Source organism: Luteimonas huabeiensis HB2 (assembly GCF_000559025.1).
GTDB lineage: Bacteria > Pseudomonadota > Gammaproteobacteria > Xanthomonadales > Xanthomonadaceae > Luteimonas > Luteimonas huabeiensis.
In genome coordinates this window covers 52,968-69,280 of sequence record NZ_JAAN01000043.1, presented here as the reverse complement: position 1 = coordinate 69,280, position 16,313 = coordinate 52,968, and the positions used below count along the sequence as shown (strand labels likewise).

The 16,313-nt window shown below is 73.4% G+C and carries 18 protein-coding genes; 8 read left to right on the top strand and 10 right to left on the bottom strand.

The window, feature by feature from the left end:
* The first annotated feature begins 123 nt into the window (after positions 1–123).
* The 3 genes from crcB (at position 124) to Z164_RS0117275 (ending at position 1,752) form a co-directional block, all read left to right on the top strand.
* The gene (gene crcB, locus Z164_RS0117285; RefSeq protein ID WP_024891935.1) at positions 124–501 is read left to right on the top strand and encodes a fluoride efflux transporter CrcB; all 378 of its coding nucleotides are present in this window, start codon (positions 124–126) and stop codon (positions 499–501) included.
* 70 nt (positions 502–571) lie between these two features.
* Positions 572–1,075 carry a helix-turn-helix transcriptional regulator gene (locus Z164_RS20915; protein ID WP_024891934.1) on the top strand — a complete coding sequence of 168 codons (504 nt, stop codon included), beginning with the start codon at positions 572–574 and terminating at the stop codon, positions 1,073–1,075.
* Entirely contained in the window at positions 1,072–1,752 is a 681-nt protein-coding gene (locus tag Z164_RS0117275; protein WP_024891933.1) for a nucleotidyl transferase AbiEii/AbiGii toxin family protein, read from the top strand. Before Z164_RS20915 ends, Z164_RS0117275 begins: the two co-directional genes overlap by 4 nt.
* Here Z164_RS0117275 and Z164_RS0117270 read toward each other — a convergent pair.
* The 3 genes from Z164_RS0117270 to Z164_RS0117260 all read right to left on the bottom strand — a co-directional run bounded on the left by Z164_RS0117270 (position 1,721) and on the right by Z164_RS0117260 (position 3,677).
* Positions 1,721–2,344 carry an ATPase gene (locus Z164_RS0117270; RefSeq protein ID WP_024891932.1) on the bottom strand — a complete coding sequence of 208 codons (624 nt, stop codon included), beginning with the start codon at positions 2,342–2,344 and terminating at the stop codon, positions 1,721–1,723. The genes Z164_RS0117275 and Z164_RS0117270 overlap by 32 nt on opposite strands.
* Before the next feature lie 2 nt (positions 2,345–2,346).
* Positions 2,347–2,691, bottom strand: coding sequence for a type II toxin-antitoxin system prevent-host-death family antitoxin (locus tag Z164_RS0117265; protein WP_024891931.1), 345 nt, complete (start codon positions 2,689–2,691; stop codon positions 2,347–2,349).
* Positions 2,692–2,768: 77 nt separating this feature from the next.
* Positions 2,769–3,677, bottom strand: a complete 909-nt coding sequence (locus Z164_RS0117260) for an alpha/beta hydrolase family protein (RefSeq protein WP_081770245.1) — start codon at positions 3,675–3,677, stop codon at positions 2,769–2,771.
* A 47-nt stretch (positions 3,678–3,724) separates the two neighbouring features.
* On the opposite strand from Z164_RS0117260, the gene Z164_RS0117255 reads away from it, so the two are divergent.
* On the top strand, positions 3,725–4,321 hold the full coding sequence (locus tag Z164_RS0117255; RefSeq protein WP_024891929.1) for a TetR/AcrR family transcriptional regulator: 597 nt from the start codon (positions 3,725–3,727) through the stop codon (positions 4,319–4,321).
* Between the two features lie 405 nt (positions 4,322–4,726).
* Here Z164_RS0117255 and Z164_RS0117250 read toward each other — a convergent pair whose 3' ends face one another.
* The 3 genes from Z164_RS0117250 to Z164_RS0117240 form a co-directional block, all read right to left on the bottom strand.
* Complete coding sequence (locus Z164_RS0117250; protein ID WP_024891928.1) at positions 4,727–5,155, bottom strand: type II toxin-antitoxin system VapC family toxin; 429 nt, start codon at positions 5,153–5,155, stop codon at positions 4,727–4,729.
* On the bottom strand, positions 5,152–5,406 hold the full coding sequence (locus Z164_RS0117245) for a FitA-like ribbon-helix-helix domain-containing protein (protein ID WP_024891927.1): 255 nt from the start codon (positions 5,404–5,406) through the stop codon (positions 5,152–5,154). The genes Z164_RS0117250 and Z164_RS0117245 overlap by 4 nt, the downstream gene beginning before the upstream one ends.
* Positions 5,407–5,514: 108 nt before the next feature.
* Positions 5,515–6,270, bottom strand: a complete 756-nt coding sequence (locus Z164_RS0117240; protein ID WP_024891926.1) for an SDR family NAD(P)-dependent oxidoreductase — start codon at positions 6,268–6,270, stop codon at positions 5,515–5,517.
* Positions 6,271–6,410: 140 nt separating this feature from the next.
* On the opposite strand from Z164_RS0117240, the gene Z164_RS0117235 reads away from it, so the two are divergent.
* The 4 genes from Z164_RS0117235 (at position 6,411) to Z164_RS0117220 (ending at position 9,701) form a co-directional block, all read left to right on the top strand.
* Positions 6,411–7,298, top strand: a complete 888-nt coding sequence (locus Z164_RS0117235; protein ID WP_024891925.1) for an AraC family transcriptional regulator — start codon at positions 6,411–6,413, stop codon at positions 7,296–7,298.
* A 93-nt stretch (positions 7,299–7,391) separates the two neighbouring features.
* A complete protein-coding gene (locus Z164_RS0117230) occupies positions 7,392–8,048 on the top strand; it encodes an SDR family oxidoreductase (protein WP_024891924.1) in 657 nt (218 codons plus the stop codon).
* Positions 8,045–8,692: an NAD(P)H-binding protein gene (locus Z164_RS0117225; protein WP_024891923.1), complete on the top strand. Its 648-nt coding sequence runs from the start codon at positions 8,045–8,047 to the stop codon at positions 8,690–8,692. The genes Z164_RS0117230 and Z164_RS0117225 overlap by 4 nt, the downstream gene beginning before the upstream one ends.
* A gap of 70 nt (positions 8,693–8,762) precedes the next feature.
* Entirely contained in the window at positions 8,763–9,701 is a 939-nt protein-coding gene (locus Z164_RS0117220; RefSeq protein ID WP_024891922.1) for a hypothetical protein, read from the top strand.
* A gap of 39 nt (positions 9,702–9,740) precedes the next feature.
* Here the strand turns inward: Z164_RS0117220 and Z164_RS0117215 are convergent, their stop codons facing one another.
* From Z164_RS0117215 to uxaC, 4 genes are all read right to left on the bottom strand, one after another.
* Entirely contained in the window at positions 9,741–10,772 is a 1,032-nt protein-coding gene (locus Z164_RS0117215; protein ID WP_024891921.1) for an SMP-30/gluconolactonase/LRE family protein, read from the bottom strand.
* 100 nt (positions 10,773–10,872) lie between these two features.
* Entirely contained in the window at positions 10,873–12,078 is a 1,206-nt protein-coding gene (locus Z164_RS0117210; RefSeq protein WP_024891920.1) for an endo-1,4-beta-xylanase, read from the bottom strand.
* Positions 12,075–14,828, bottom strand: a complete 2,754-nt coding sequence (gene galB, locus Z164_RS0117205; RefSeq protein ID WP_024891919.1) for a beta-galactosidase GalB — start codon at positions 14,826–14,828, stop codon at positions 12,075–12,077. Before galB ends, Z164_RS0117210 begins: the two co-directional genes overlap by 4 nt.
* A gap of 29 nt (positions 14,829–14,857) precedes the next feature.
* Positions 14,858–16,285: a glucuronate isomerase gene (uxaC, locus tag Z164_RS0117200; RefSeq protein ID WP_024891918.1), complete on the bottom strand. Its 1,428-nt coding sequence runs from the start codon at positions 16,283–16,285 to the stop codon at positions 14,858–14,860.
* Positions 16,286–16,313 lie beyond the last annotated feature (28 nt).

The window sequence follows — 16,313 nt, the reverse complement described above, 5'->3', positions numbered from 1 at the left end:
GCGGCTACACTGCCGCCGGCGGAAACGAGGCGTCCCGAATCGCTGCCAGCCGGGTGCATCGGTGCGGCCGATGGCGCCTGCTGCCGGCGGGCGGGGGCGCTCGCTGTGCTCCTGGAGGATCAGATGACCCATGTCCTGCTGGTGTTTCTCGGTGGCGGCCTGGGCGCGGCGTTGCGGCATGGGGTGAACGTGCTGGCGCTGCGCGCGGGCGCTTCGGCGTTTCCCTACGGCACGCTGTGCATCAACGTGGTGGGTTCGTTGCTGATGGGCGTGGTGGTGGCATGGTTCTCGGCGCGCGGCGGGTGGTCGCCGTCGCTGCGGCTGTTCCTCACCACCGGGGTGCTGGGCGGGTTCACCACGTTCTCGGCGTTCTCGCTGGAGGCGGCGCTGCTGTACGAGCGTGGGCAGGTGGGGCTGGCGGCGGCCTACGTGGTGGCGTCGGTGGCGCTGTCGATCGGCGGGTTGTTCGCGGGGATGGGGCTGGTGCGGACGATGCTGTAGCGGGTCGCCTGTCGCCTCCCGCGGTGTCGCATATATTTGACATGCACGCGTCCCGGCGTACCATCCCGCCATGGGTGCGATCCATGAACTCGGGCAGGCAATCCGGGCGCGGCGGGCCGAGATGGGGCTGAGCCAGACGCAGGTGGCGGCGCTCAGCGGGCTTTCGCGGCAGACGGTCAGCCAGTTGGAGACGGGAGCGGTTCCCGACCTGGGCCTCAACAAGGCCGAGCGGCTCGCGGCGCTGCTGGGCCTGGCGCTGCGGGTCGATACGGGTCGCGCGAGGCCCCCCGGGCGGCACAAGATGACGCCATTGATGCGAGCCGCGGCGACGGCCAGTGTGAGCTACAAGACGCCACTCACTGCGGCCACGCTCAAGCGAATTCTGGTGACGGGGCGGATTCCTGAAGATTACGCGCCGCATCTGCATGCACTGCTCGATGATGCGCCGGTCGCGTTGCTGGCGGCGGTGGCCGACCAACTGCATGCGGAAACCGGCATGGACCGGCATGCTGTGTGGACGACATACCGGCGGCTTGCCCATGAGGTGAAAAGCCGGCGCGGGATCTGGACATGAGCACGATCGATCTGGAGCGGCCCGGCCCCTGGCGCGATCTGTTCGCGCCGGCGCTCGAGTTGATGGCCCATCTTGAGCAGAAGGTGCCGGGCGCGGTGTGGACGTTCGGCGGCGGCACGGCGCTGATGCTGCGTATCGCGCACCGGCACAGCAAGGACATCGATCTGTTCGTTCCCGATCCCCAGTACCTGGGCTACGTCAGTCCACGCTTGAGCGATGTCGCCGAGGGCATCAGCACCGAGTACGTGGAGGCCGCCGAGTACATCAAGCTGTTTCTGCCCAAGGGCGAGATCGATGTCGTCGTCGGGAAGGCGCTGACCGATGTGCCTTATGAGACGGTGTCGTATCGAGGGCGGCAGATCAGGGTGGAAACGTCGGCCGAGATCGTCGCCAAGAAGATGTGGCATCGCGGTGACAGGGCGAAGGGGCGCGATCTGTTCGACCTGTGTGCGGTCGCCGATGCCGAGCCGGAGCAGATCCTGCGAGCCGCGCCGTTCATGCGCCGGCACGGGGCCGCGTTCCTGCAGGCGCTGATCGAGCGGGACGCTATGTTGCGTCGCGAATTCGCGCAGATCGATGCGATCGGGCCGGGGCTGGCGTTCGAGCGGTGCCGGGCGCAGGCGGACGCGTTGCTCCGGCCTTTGCTCAGCGGCCCCGCGCCCGCAGCGCCGCCATGACGATGGGCTTGGCCCAGTCCGGCACCTGGGCCAGTTCCTCGATGGCGCGGGGGTAGCGCAGGCCGTCGCGGTCCATGTCGAGCACGAGCAGCGGCGTGGCGTGGCCGTCGGCGTCGGCGGGGCGGCTGTTGTCGTGGACGTGCAGGGCGGCGAGGTGCGGGATCAGGTCGATGAGGTTGGCGCGGGCGGCGTCGTAGCGCTGCCGGATTCTCGCCTCGGGAATGTCGTGGCCGCCGCGGGCGACCCGGGCGGCGACGCGTTCGAGGTGCAGGTCCACGCTGGACAGGCCGCAGAACCAGATCGCCACCTCGTGGTGCGCGCAGGCCTGGCGGAGCAGGGCGGGGAGGGTGTTGCCGCCGAGGGTGGTCTCGAAGACGTGGTCGTGGCCGTCGGCGAGGGCGCGTTCCAGCCGGCGGCGGCCTTCCTGCCAGGCTTCGGCGTTGGCCTCGGCCGGCGGCCATCCCTGCCGGACGAGGGCGTGGGTGAAGCTGTCCGGGTTGAACCAGGGGATGCCGTCCTCGCGGAGCATCGCGCCGAGCAGCGAACTCTTGCCGGCGCCGTTGACGCCGGCCAGCGCCAGGATCCGCGCCACCGCTACCGCGAGGGGCCCAGCGCGATCTTGCCGCTGCGCCGCGCCGGGCGGCGCAGGGCTTGCGCCAGGGCGTCGCCGGATCGCAGCGTGGCCAGGTGCGCGTCGAATTCGGCCTGCAGGGCCTTCAGCGATTGGGCGCGCGCGGTGGCTGTGGCGGCGGCGTTCGCCTGCGCCACGAGCTGCCGGTAGCGTTCCGCGTCCACGACCACGGCTTCGGGGTGGTTGTGGTGGGTCACCACCACGGCGCCGTGCGCGCGCACCTTGCGCATCAGGCCGGGCCAGCCCTTGGTCTTGACCTCGCTGGCGGTCGCCTTGTCCAGGTCGAGCAGGTCGGGGGCGGGGGCCATGCGGGCGAGCCTCGGTGGATGGACCGCTCCAGCCTACGCCCGAAATGGCCGGAATGGGCAATTTGGACCTATCGCGTTCAGGCGCCGCGCGCGCTGGCGGCGGACCGCGCCTGCGCTTCGATCCAGTCCAGCGCCTGGCGCCACAGCGGCTCGGCCGTGGGACGGAAGTAGCCCATGTGGCCGATCGGCGCGCCGAGCGCGCGCGGGTCGATGTCATGGCGCTCGATCGGCGCGTTGCGGTAGGCGGCGATGAAGGCCTCGCGCGAGCGCGGCGGGGCCCAGCGGTCGTCGAGCGCGTTGACGAAGGCCATCGGCGCGCGGACGGCGGCGTAGCCGCGCTCGATGCCGCGCATCGTGGGGTCGTCGAAGAAGTACCGCGGGAACCGGCACCAGCGGCGCCATTGCCGGTACACGCCGACCGGCAGGTCCTCGCCCAGGCCCAGCAGCTTCCACGGGCAATAGCCTTTCCAGCGGGTCAGCACGGGAAAGCCCACGTGCCACATCGCCAGCACCTTCAGCCGCTCGGCGGGCGGCATGTGGCCGTGCCAGCCGGCGCCGGTGCCGAAGATGTAGAAGCCGGCGACTTGCTCGGGCGAGGGCAGCAGGCCCGGCGCGTGGCCGCCGTAGGAATGGCCGACGACGTAGAGCGGCAGGTCGGGCGAGGCCATGCGGTCGATGGCGGCGGGCAGGTCGAGGCGGCCCCAGTCGAGCATCTCGGCGTGGTAGCCGCGCAGCGTCGGCGGCGCGGACAGGCCGATGCCGCGGTAGTCGAAGGTCAGGACGTCGTAGCCGCGGGCGGCGGCGAACCGGGCGAAGCGGCGGTAGAAGCCCTGCGGCACGGCGGTGGCGCCGGAGACGACGATGCGCCCGCGCGGCGTGCCGGCGGCGGCGAAGCGCAGCGCGCCGAGCGGGGTGCCGTCGGCCGCGGTCAGCGCCACGGGCGTGGGCTCGGCCTGGTCCGGGATATGTTCTATGACGACCGTCATAGCCGGCGAGGCTAGACGCTCCACGGCGGCGCTGCAAGACTGCCGGCATGACCCCCCGCCGTACCGACGCCCGCGCGCGCGTGGTGGCCGCCGCCGCCGAGATGATGGCGCGCCACGGCCTCAATTCGACCAGCATCCGCGAGATGGCGCGGCGCGCCGAGGCGCCCTTGGGCTCCACCTACCACCATTTCCCGGGCGGCAAGCAGCAGGTCGTGGCGGAGGCGGTGCGCCATGCGGGCGAGCGCATCGACACGGCGATCGCCGAGCACCTGCGCGCGGGGCCGGCGGCGGGGCTGCGCGGGTTCCTGGCGATGTGGCGCGAGCGGCTGGAGCGCTCGGCGTTCCACGGCGGCTGCCCGGTGCTGGCGGCCGCGGTCGAGGAGCCCCTGGACCCGGAAAGCGAGGGGGCGGCGGCGGTGGCGGCGGAGGCGTTCGCGCAGTGGGAGCGGCGCTTGCGCGATGCGCTGGCGGATGCCGGCGTGGCGGATTCGCGTGCGGCGGAACTGGCGACGGTGATCGTCGCCGCCGTCGAGGGCGCGGTGGTGCTATCGCGCGCGCGCCGCGCGCTGGGCCCGTTCGACCGCGTGGCCGCGCAACTGGAACGGTTGGTGGCGGAGGCGGTGGGGGAGGCGCCGCGACGCTGAGGCGAATCGACATTCGACCCGCAACGTCGGAACCGCCCTCTTCTCCCGCGAGCGGCCCATTCCGTCTCTTCTCCCGCAAGCGGGTGCACGCCTGCGGCGCGCCCCCATCCGCCTTCGGCACCTTCCCCCGCTTGCGGGGGAAGGGAAAACGGAGTGCTCCCCGCTTGCGGGAGAAGGGAAAAACAGGATTCTCCTCGCTTGCGGGGGAAGCGATCGCCTTTCCGCGCCGAATGTCGATACGTCCCAGGAGCCTGGGCGGCAGAAGCCGTCCGGGCTGCACGACGCGCCGAACGGTCCATGTCCGCGCCGCTTCTTGGCCTGTGGGCCCGCTACAGGCCGGTGAAGCGACACGAAACTGGCCTCGCCCGGCGCCGTTCGCCTCGACCGTTTCTGCCGCCCAGGTTCCTAGACCTCGTCGGGGGCGCGCCACGGATCGATGGCATGCAGGCCGCAGGCGGCGAACGGTGCGGTGTCGCGCGTCGCGACGATGAAACCGTGCGACGCGGCGATGGCGGCGATGTAGCCGTCGGGCGTGGGAAAGCCGCGGCCCCGGGTGCGTGCCGCCACGGCCAGCGCGGCGTAGTGGCGTGCCGCCTCGGTATCGAAGCCCAGGATCCGGCCCTCGAACAAGCGCTCCAGCTTGCCGATGGCGCCGGCCAGTGCGTCCCGGCGGCGTCCCGCAGGCAATGCCGCGGTGCCGAACAGCAGTTCGGCCAGGGTGACGCTGGACAGGTAGAGCGTGTCCGCGTCCTGGGCGTTCAACCATGCCAGCACGGCCGGGGAGGGCGCCGCCTTCATGGTTTCAGAGACCACGTTGGTGTCGAGGACGATCATTCGAAACGCGGCGGCTGCGCGGGGGTGCGGTCGCGCTGCCGCTCCAGCGCGGCGGCTTCCTGATCGGTCAGGGCGACCTCGCGGCCGAGCGCGGCGAGCGCATCGCCCATCGGGATACGCCGGGAGGGCTTGACCGCCTCGGCGAGGATGTCGCGCACCTCCGCTTCGGTGCTGCGGCCATGCTGGGCGGCGCGCAGGCGAAGGGCGCGATGCACGTCGTCGGGGAGGTTGCGCACGGTGAGTACGGCCACGGCGGGCTCCGTGAAGTCATTGACAGCGATGATATCCAATTGAAGCCAATGACAGCAATGGAGTCCTCGCCGGAGGCGGCGGCCGCCGCGCCGCCGCCCCCATCCCCCTCAGAGCGCCTGCCCGCCCGAGACCTCGATGCGCTGGCCGGTGACCCAGCGGTGGGCGTCGCCGAGCAGGCTGGCGATCATCGGGCCGATGTCGTCGGGCACGCCGACGCGGCCGAGCGCGGTGATGCCGGCGAGCTGCGCGTTGACCTGCGGGTTGTCGCGCACCACGCCGCCGCCGAAATCGGTCTCGATGGCGCCGGGGGCGACGGTGTTGACGGCGATGCCGCGCGGGCCCAGTTCCTTGGCCAGGTAGCGGCTCAGCACCTCCACCGCGCCCTTGGCCGCGGCATAGGCGGCGTAGCCCGGGAAGGCGAAGCGGGTCAGGCCGCTGGACAGGTTGACGATGCGGCCGCCGTCGGCGATCAGCGGCAGCAGCGCCTGGGTCAGGAAGAACGTGCCCTTGAAGTGCACGTCCACGAGGCGGTCGAACTGCGCCTGGGTGGTTTCGGCGAAGGGGGCGGTGTCGCCGTGGCCGGCGTTGTTGACCAGGTGGTCGATGCGCTCGCGCTGCCAGGTCTCGGCCAGCGCGGCGCGCAGGGCGTCGGCGAAGGCGGGGAAGCTGGCGGCGTCGCCGACGTCGAGTTGCAGCGCGTGGGCCTTGCGGCCGAGCGCCTGGATCTCGGCGACGACGGCCTGGGCCTCGTCCGCGCCGTTGCGGTAGGTCAGCACGACGTCGCCGCCGGCGCGGGCGACGGCCAGCGCGGTGTTGCGGCCGAGGCCGCGGCTGGCGCCGGTGATCAGGGTGATGCGGGTCATGGAGGCGGTCCTGTGGTGCGCGTTGCGGGGCGAGCATGATCGCGCCGGGCCGGCGGCGGGGGTTGCCGGAAGCTCGGCGATGCTTGCGCGATCCTCCGGCGCCCTATCCGGCCGGAGTGCGCGCGGCGTAGGCTGGCGCCATGTCCACGTTGCTCGATCGGGTCCGCCGCCACGCGGCCGCCCACGCCCCCGGTGGTGGCATCGCCGCCACCCCGGTCCCCGGCCTGTCGACGGTGCATGCGCTGGCGCCCAGCGGATTGGGCCACGACGTGCAGCGCCCGCTGGCCTGTCTGGTGCTGCAGGGCGCCAAGGAGGTGACGATGGGCGCGCGCACGTTCGCGTTCTCGGCCGGCGACACGCTGGTGATCGCCGCCGACCTCCCGACCGCGAGCCGGATCGTGCGGGCGAGCGCGGCGGCGCCGTACTGCTCGCTGGTGCTGGCGATCGACCCGGCGGTGGTGGCCGACCTGGTCGCCGACATGGCGGGCGCGCCGGACGAAGGCGCGCCGCCGATCGGCGTGGCGCCGACCGATGCCGAGCTGGCCGAGGCCGCGCTGCAACTGATGCGCTTGCTCGACCGGCCGGCGGCGCTGCCGGTGCTGCAGGCCCAGCGCGTGCGCGAGATGCACTACTGGCTGCTGGCCGGGCGCCACGGGCCGGCGATCCGGCGGCTGGCGTGGCCCAACGGCAGCGCGCAGCGGGTGGCGCGCGCGGTGGCGGTGCTGCGCGCCGAGTACGACCGCCCGCTGCCGGTGGAGCGGCTGGCGGCGCTGTCGGACATGAGCGTGTCGGCCTTCCATGCGCACTTCCGCGCGGCCACCTCGCTCACCCCGCTGCAGTTCCAGAAGCGGTTGCGGCTGATCGAGGCGCGCCGGCGGATGCTGGCCGATGGCGTGGCCGCCAGCGTCGCCGCGCATGCCGTGGGTTACGCCAGCGTGCCGCAGTTCACCCGCGAGTACGCGCGGATGTTCGGCCAGCCGCCGGCGCGCGAGACCGACGCGGCGCGGCAGCGGGCGCAGGCGGTGTAGGGCCTGCGCGCCCGCGGCCGCGCGCCCGTTGGCACGGCCTTCGACGGCGCGCGTGGCAGGATGGCGGCCCCATCGGCAACTAGGGAGCGACGCATGGCGAACGTCTTCATCGTCGGCGGTGCCGGCCAGGTCGGGCGCCGGCTGGCGCAGCGGCTGGCCGCGCGCGGGCACGTCGCGCGCGCGCTGCACCGCGATCCGGCGCAGACCGCCGAACTCGAAGCGCTCGGCGCGACGCCGGTCGCCGGCGATCTGGCGGCGCTCGATGCCGACGCCCTCGCGACGCGGATGGCCGGCAGCGACGCGGTGGTGTTCAGCGCCGGTGCCGGCGGCAAGGGCGGGCCGGAGCGGATCGACGCCATCGACGGCCGCGGGCTGGAGCTGGCCGTGGCGGCGGCGCAGCGGGCCGGTATCCGCCGCGTGCTGCTGGTGTCGGCGTTCCCCGAGGCCGGGCGCGGCCGCCACGTTTCCGACACGTTCGAGCACTACATGGCGGTCAAGAAGCGCGCCGACGTGCACCTGGCGGCTTCCGGCCTGGACTGGGCGATCCTGCGGCCGGGCACCCTCACCGATGCGCCGGGCACCGGCCGCGTGCGCGCGGGGCTGGCGATCCCCTATGGCGAGGTGCCGCGCGACGACGTGGCGGCCACGCTGCTGGAGCTGGTCGAGCGGCCGGCCGTGAACCGCGTCATCATCGAGCTCACCCAAGGCGATACGCCCGTGGGCGAGGCGGTGCAGGCGCTGGCGCGATGAGCGCGGCCGCGGGCAGGCGCCTGCTGCTGGTCGGCGCGACCGGGCTGGTCGGCCGCCACGTGCTGGCGCAGGCGCTGGCCGACCCGCGCGTGGCGGCGGTGACCGCGCCGGTGCGCCGCGATCTGCCCGCGCACCCCAAGCTGCGCGCACCGCGGGTGGACTTCGAGCGCCTGCCGGACGACGCCGCGCTGTGGCGTGCCGACGCCGTGGTCTGCACGCTCGGCACCACGATCCGCGCGGCCGGCTCGCAGGCGGAATTCCGCCGCGTGGACCACGACCTTCCGCTGGCCGTGGCGCGGCTTGCGCACGCGCACGGTGCCCGCGCCTTCGCGCTGAACTCGGCGATGGGCGCCAACGCGGCCTCGCGGATTTTCTACAACCGGGTCAAGGGCGAGCTGGAGCGCGACCTCGCCGCGATCGGCTTCGATTCGCTGACCTTCGTGCGCCCGGGCCTGATCGGCGGTGCGCGCGACGAATTCCGGCTGGGCGAACGCGTGGCCGGCGTCGTACTCGGCGCGCTGGGCCCGCTGCTGCCGCGTCGCTGGCGGATCAACCCGGCGCCGCGCATCGCCGCCGCCCTGCTGGACGCGGCGATCGGTGCGCCGCCGGGCGTGCACGTGGTGGGGTCCGAACGGCTGGCCTGAACCGTCGCGGACGGCGCAGCGCCGTGCCATGCGAGAATCCCGCCGGCTTGGCTTGCCCTGCACCGGACGCATGACTCCGAGCTTCTCCCGCACGCTGCACGTCATCGCCACGCCCGCAAGCGCCAACGCCTGGGTGATGGGGCTACTCCTGCTGCCTACCCTGGGCTGCCTGTCGGGCCCCGTGCTGGGGGTGGCGTGGGATCTGCGCGCGGGCTGGGTCGTGGCGCTGTCGCTCGCCGGTGCGGCCAGCGGCTTCGCGCTGGCATGGGGCTTGCCGGCGGGCAGCGTCCTGCGGCGCGAGGGGCGCGCCTTCGATGCGCAGGCGAAGGTCGAGCTGGATGCGCGCGGACTGTGGATCGAAGGCCTGGGGCTGTCGCCCTGGCGGGAAGTGATCGCGGCCGAGGCAGACCACCGGGAGGGCACGTCGGTGACCGTGCAGACGGTGCGCTTCGGCCGGCTGGCGCTGCAGGTCTCGCCGTCGACGCTGTGGCCGGTGCTCGCCTTCCACATGCGGCTGGGCGGGGCGACCGGTGCGACAGGCGACCGGCCGGTCCGCTTCGCTGCACGCGTCTTCAGCTGGCCCGTGTACCGGGCGTGGATCCTGGCCGGCTACGCGGCCGCGATCGCGATGGCCTGGCTGCTCTTCGCCCACGGCGACAAGGGGCTGTTGATCACGCTGGCGACCGCTGCGGTGATCGTGCCGCTGGCGGCGTGCTCGGTCTGGGCGCTGCCGGATTTCCGCTTGGAGCATTTCGGGCTGTCGCATCGGCACGTCTTCGAACTCGATGGACCGATCTTGACGCGCAGCGATGGCCGCTGGCGCGCGGACATGCGCGAGACCGAGGCGCGAGCGCGCATCGAGACCGGCCCCACCTACGAGCTCGCGTTCCTGGAGCTGATCCCCAGGCGCGGCCGGCGCGTGTACCTCCTGCTCGCCGATGCGGGCGCCCTGGAGGCGGCGATGCGCGGGCTCGAAGCCGTGCCGCACCGGGGTGCCGAGGGCGCGTAGGCGCCCCGGCCCGCTGCGGCACCCGCGACGGATCGCGCGCTACCGGGCGAAGCCCAGGCCGGTCGCGCGCACGCGCACGCGGGCGAGGATGTCGTCGGAGGTCATGTACAGGGTGCGGCCGTCGTCGCCGAAGGCGACGTTGGAGACGGCGCGGCCGGTCTCGATACGGCCCAGCCGGGTGCCGTCGGGCGCGAACACCAGCACGCCGCCGGGGCCGGTGGCGAACACGGTGCCGTCGGCGGCCACCGCCATGCCATCGGGCAGGCCGGGCGCATGGGCACCGAGCAGGTCGCTGGCGTCTGCGAACACGCGGCGATCGGCGACCGCGCCGTCGGCGCCGAGCGCGTAGGCATACCAGACCGGTGCATCCGGATCGGAGCTGGCGACGTAGAGCGTGCGCTCGTCGGGCGACAGCGCGATGCCGTTGGGGAAGGGCACCGTGGCGTCGAGCAGGTGCAGGCCGCCATCGGGCGCGATGCGGTAGACGCCGTTGAAGTCGAGCGCCTTCGCGGGCGAGGCGTTCAGGCCCTTCAGGCCATAGGGCGGATCGGTGAAGAACACGCTGCCGTCGCTGCGGCGGGCGAGGTCGTTCGGGCTGTTGAGGCGCTTGCCTTCGTAACGTTCGGCGAGCGTGGTCTTGCGCTTGGTCGCTGGATCGAAGCGCGCGACCAGGCGGTTTCCGGAATCGGCCAGCAGGACCGTGCCGCCGGGCTCGGCGAGCAGGCCGTTGGCGCCGGCCTCGCGCAGTTCGCCGGTGTCCGGGCCGTCGTAGCCGGAAGGCGCCAGAAACACCGAAACGCCCTCGGCCTGCGACCAGCGATGCATGCGGTTGGCGGGCACGTCGGTGAACAGCAGGTAGCCGCCGTCGGCGATCCACGCCGGTCCCTCCGACCACGCGAAGCCGTCGGCGAGGCGTTCGATGCGCGCGTCGGGCGCGACGACGCGATCGAACGCGGGATGCCAGCGGGTCAGCTGGCCCAGCGCGGAGGTCTCCGGTGCCGGCGCAGGCGTTGCGCAGGCGGCCAGCGCGGCGATGAGCGGCAGCGCGAGGAAGCGGGCGTGGGATCGCATCGGGACTCGGGCGTTCGGGTGTCGGCGCAGGATGCACCATGGGCGGGTCGCCGGCGGGTGAGCGCCGCGTGGATGCGGCGGCTCGCGATGCTCCGCGCGCCTAACCGCCCGCGGCCGCCCCGGGCACCGCCAGCACCGCCTCCAGCGCGGGCTTCGGGCGCCGGTCGCGATCGAACAGCAGCGGGTAGTTGGTGCGGTCGGGCACCGGGTAGTCGTTCTTCCAGCTCATGCCGTCGTGCACGCCCCACAGCGAGACCCGGTCGATGACCTCGCGCTTGCGGTGGAACAGCGCGAACAGCTCGGCGTAGCGCTCGGCGAGCCGGCGTTCGACCTCGGGCGGCAGGCCGTCGGGGTACGGGTCCAGGTAGCGCTCGAATTCCTCGAGCTGGAACTGCGGGTGCGCCATGACCGTGCCGATGATCTGGCCCTCGCGGGTCAGCGGCAGCACGTCGATGTCGAGCTCGCTGATCATCACCTTCACCCCGAGCGCGGCGAAGGCGTCGATGGAGGCCTCGATCTCCTCCAGCGGCGGGTAGTGGAGGCCCCAGTGGCCCTGCATGCCGATGCCGTCGATGCGGATGCCGGCGTCCTGCAGCATGCGCACCATGCGCACGATGCCGTCGCGCTTGGCCGGGCGCCAGGTGTTGAAGTCGTTGTAGTACAGCTCGGCATCGGGCGCGGCGCGCGCGGCGGCGGCGAAGGCCTCGCGCACCACGGTGTCTCCGTCGCCGAGCGCGCGGGTCCACACGGTGTCGCGGTACTCGCCGTCCTCGCCCATGATCTCGTTGACCACGTCCCAGGCATCGAGCCGGCCGGCGTAGCGGCCGGCCACCGTGCGGATGTAGTCGCGCAGGCGCTCGGTCATGGCATCGGCATCGAGCGGCGCGCCGTCGGCATCGCGGAAGAACCACTCGGGCGTCTGGTTGTGCCAGACCAGGGTGTGGCCGACCAGGAACTGGTCGTGGCGCTCGCCGAAGGCGACGAAGGCGTCGGCCGCCGCGAAGTCCCAGGTGCCGGGCGCGGGGTGCAGGACCTCGGCCTTCATGACGTTCTCCGGCGTCAGCACATTGAAGTGCTGCACGACCAGCGCCCGCGAGCGCGGATCGCGGCCGGCGACGATGTCGTCGTCGACGGCGGTGCCGATGCGGAAGGCGCCGGCGTAGGCGGACTTGAGGCTGCCTGCGGCCGCGGGCTGCGCAGCGGGCGTACCGGGGGCCGGTGCAGCCTGCGGTCCGGTGGCGTGGGCGGCGCCGGTGACTGCGACGAGCGCGAGGGCGAGCAGGGCGTGGCGGGTCGATGCGGTCATGGTGCGGCTCCTTCGGTCGGTGCCTCTGCCCGCACGACGACGCGTGCAGGCCGTAGGCCGTCGGCCTCGGCGTGGACGACGATGTCGCCGCCGCCGCCGGGCAGGGCGCGGACGATGGCCAGCGCCTTGCCGCTGAAGGCGCGGCGCTCGGCCGAGGGGAACGGGGTCATGTCGGTCGGGTCGCCGTTGTCGGTCGCGACGAGTTCGGCGGCGCCCTCGACGCGGAAGCGGATCCGGTCGGCGGCCTCGGGCACGGGCTCGCCGGCGGCGTCGCGGACCTGCACGGCGATGAACGCCAGGTCGCGGCCGTCGGCGGCGATGCGCGTGCGGTCGGGGGTGGCGTCGAGCGCGGCGGCGGGGCCCGCGGTGCGCACGCGGGTCTCGGCCCACGGGCGGCCGGCCCGGTAGGCCTGCACGCGCAGTTCGCCGGGGCGATAGACCACGTCGTCCCAGCGCAGCCGGTACTCGAACGCGCCCTTGCGCTTGCGCCCCTGCGAGATGCCGTCGACGAACAGTTCGGCCTCGTCGCCGGAGGTGAACACGTGCACCGGCGTGACCTGGCCCTCGCGGCCGGGCCAGGTCCAGTGCGGCAGCACGTGGACCGTCGGCAGGTCCGGGCGCCAGCGCGATCGGTAGAGCCAGTAGCGGTCCTTCGGGAAACCGGCGAGGTCGACGATGCCGGAATACGAGCTGCGCGATGCGTAGTAGGGGGTCGGCTCGCCCAGATAGTCGAAGCCGGTCCAGACGAACTCGCCGCCGACGTACGGGTGGCGGTCGAGCTGGGCGAACACGTGGTCGGCGCTGGCGCCGAAATCGGCGGCATGCAGTTCGTAGGCGCTGACCTGCCGGCGCGCGGCGTCGCCGCCGCGGCCCTCGCGCACCGGGCCGCTGATCGCCGGCGAGACCGGGAACAGGTAGACCCCGCGGCTGCTCAGCGCCGAGGCGGTCTCGCTGCTGAAGATCGGCCGCCCGGGGAACGCGGCGCGGAAGGCCGGGTACTGCGGCGGGGTGCGGATGCGGTCGGTGCCTTCGAACTCCGGCGACTGGCGGATGCCTTCGCCCTGGTAGTTGAGGTGGATCACCTCGAACACCGCGGCGAACGGCGAATCGGGCTTGGCCCAGTTCATCGATGCGGCCGCGGGCCGCGTGGGGTCCTCCTCGGCGACGATGTCGCGCAGGCGCCGGGCGATCGCCGCGCCGGCTTCCCCGGTGTACTGCTCGCCGACCTCGTTGCCGACGCCCCACATCACGATCGAGGGGTGGTTGCGGTCGCGGCGCAGCATCGCGCGCAGGTCGGGTTCGTGCCAGTCCGGGAAGACGAGATGGAAATCGAGCGGGGTCTTCTTCCGCTCCCAGGCGTCGAAGATCTCGTCGACGACCAGCAGGCCCATGCGATCGGCGAGTTCGAGCAGCTGCGGGTCGGGCGGGTTGTGCGCGGTGCGGATCGCGTTGGCGCCCATCTCGCGCAGGATCTCCAGCTGGCGCTGCGCGGCGCGGCGGTCGAACGCGGCGCCGAGCGCGCCGAGGTCGTGGTGGTTGTTGACGCCGCGGATGACGATGCGCTCGCCGTTGACGTACAGCCCGTCCGGTGCGAAGCGCAGGGCGCGGATGCCGAACGCGGTCTCGACGCGGTCGATCGTCGCGCCGTCGCGGTGCAGCGTGGTGACCGCGACGTAGCGGTGCGGCGCCTGCGTCGGCGGCGGCCCCCACAGGCGCGGGTGGGCGATCGCGACGCGTCCGCGCGCGGTGGCGCTGGCGCCCGGTGCGATGCGCAACCAGGCCGGGGCGATCCGCGCGACGACGGCGGCCTCGGGGCGGCCGTCGGCATCGAGCGCGTGCAGTGCGGTGCGCACCTCGATGTCGGCCGGGACATCGCCGACGTTGTCGACGGCGACGTCGAGCGCGACGACGGCGCGCTCGGCCGACACCTCGGGCGTGGTGACGAAGGTGCCCCAGTGGCCGACGTGCACCGGCGCGGTGCGGGTCAGCCAGACGTTGCGGTAAAGCCCGCCGCCGGGGTACCAGCGCGCGGACGCGGGCGGGTTGTCGAGCCGGATCGCGAGCTGGTTGCGGCCCGCGACGAGATACGGCGTCAGATCCAGCCGCCAGCTGCTGTAGCCGTAGGGCCAGCCGCCGACGAGGCGGCCGTTGAGCCAGACCGTGGCGTAGGACATCGCGCCGTCCACGTCGAGATAGTGGCGGCGGCCGAGGTCGGCGGCGTCCACCTCCAGCGCGCGGCGGTACCAGCCCACGCCCCAGCTCGGCAGCCGGCCCATGCCGCCGTGCGGGCCGTCTTCGATGAACGGGCCGGCGATGGCCCAGTCGTGCGGCAGCGTGACCGCCTGCCAGCCGCGGTCGTCGAAGCCGGCCTGCACGAACGGATGGTCGCTGCCGGGATCGCCGTCGGGGCGGACGTGGCGGCGCGCGGGGTCCGCGATCAGGGCGTTGCCGCTGGGCAGGATCCAGGGTTTGAGCACGCGGCGCTCGCCGGCCTCGGCGCGGCGCGCCTCGGTGGGGCGGGCGTCGGCGTCCTGGCCGTCGGCGTGGTCGCCGGCCTCGGGGCGCACGTCGTAGTCGAGCTGCGGGTCGGGGCCGGGCGCCTCGCCGCGGTGGAAGCGCCAGCCGGTATCGAGCGGCACGCGTTCGTGCGGCAGCGCGGCCTGCGCGCTGGCGCATGCCAGCACGCAGGCGAACAGCAGCCAGCGCAGGCGGCAGGTGCCGGCGCGCGGCCGCTGCGTCGTGGGCCGCACGACCGGCCAGCGTACCGGCGCAACCGCCCTCACAGCCGGTACGCTCGCTTCGGCAGGCGGTAGGCCAGGTCGATGGCGACCTCGGTGGCCTCGTCCTCGTCCAGGCGATGCTCGGCCACCAGCTTGGCGAGGAACGCGCAATCCACCCGGCGGGCGACGTCGTGGCGCGCGGGGATCGACAGGAACGCGCGGGTGTCGTCGTTGAAGCCCACGGTGTTGTAGAACCCGGCGCTGGCCAGGGTCTGCTCGCGGAAGCGCCACATGCCCTCGGGTGCGTCGTGGAACCACCACGGCGGGCCGAGGAACAGGCAGGGCCAGTGCCCGGCCAGCGGCGCCAGCTCGCGCGCATACGCGCTTTCGTCGAGCGTGAACAGGATCAGGCGGAAGTCCGGCGCATGGCCCACGCGGTCGAGCAGCGGCTTGAGCGCGCGCACGTACTCGGTGCGCAGCGGGATGTCGGCGCCCTTGTCGCGGCCGTAGCGCTCGAACAACGCCCGGTTGTGGTTGCGGTAGCAGCCCGGATGGATCTGCATCACCAGGCCGTCGTCCAGGCTCATCGTCGCCATCTCGGTGAGCATCTGCGCGCGGAACAGCTCGGCCTCGGCCGGCGTGGCGCGTCCGCGCACGACGGTCTCGAACAGCCGCCGCGCCTCGGCGGGCGGCAGGTCGGCGGTGGCGCAGCTCGGGTGGCCGTGGTCGGTGGAGGTCGCGCCCAGCCGCGCGAAGAACGCACGGCGCGCGCGGTGCGCGCGCAGGTAGCCGTCCCAGTCGTACACGTCCTCGCCGGTGAGCTCGCCGAAGCGGCGCAGCGCCTCGGGGAACTGCTCGTGCTCGGGATCGATCACCGGGTCCGGGCGGTAGGCGGTGATCACCCGGCCGCTCCAGCCGCTGGCGCGGATCGCGGCGTGGTGGTCGAGCGGGTCGAGCGGCGATTCGGTGGTGGCGATGACCTCGATGCTGAAGCGCTCGAACAGCGCGCGGGGGCGGAAGGCGGGCGTGGCCAGCGCCTCGGCGATGGCGTCGTAGTAGTGGTCGGCGGTGCCGGCATCGAGCCGCGCGCGCAGGCCGAACACCTCGTGGAAGACGTGGTCGAGCCACAGCGACGACGGCGTGCCGCGGAACAGGTGGAAGCGCTCGGCGAAGACGCGCCAGGCCGCGCGCGGATCGACCGCCGCACGCGTGCCATCGGTGCGCGGGATGCCGAGCGCGTCGAGGTCCACGCCCTGGCTGTGCAGCATGCGGAACAGGTAGTGGTCCGGGACCAGCAGCAGCTCGGTGGCGTTGTCGAACGGCGCGTCGGTCGCGAACCATGCCGGATCGGTGTGGCCGTGCGGGCTGACGATCGGCAGCCCGGCGATCTCGGCGTACAGCCGCTGCGCGATCGCGCGCTGGGTGGACTCCGAGGCGAACAGCCGGTCGGGGTGGAGATCGAGCGGGCGAGGGGATTGGGCGGTCATGGCGCGGGCTGGGGAGATGGATGCGACG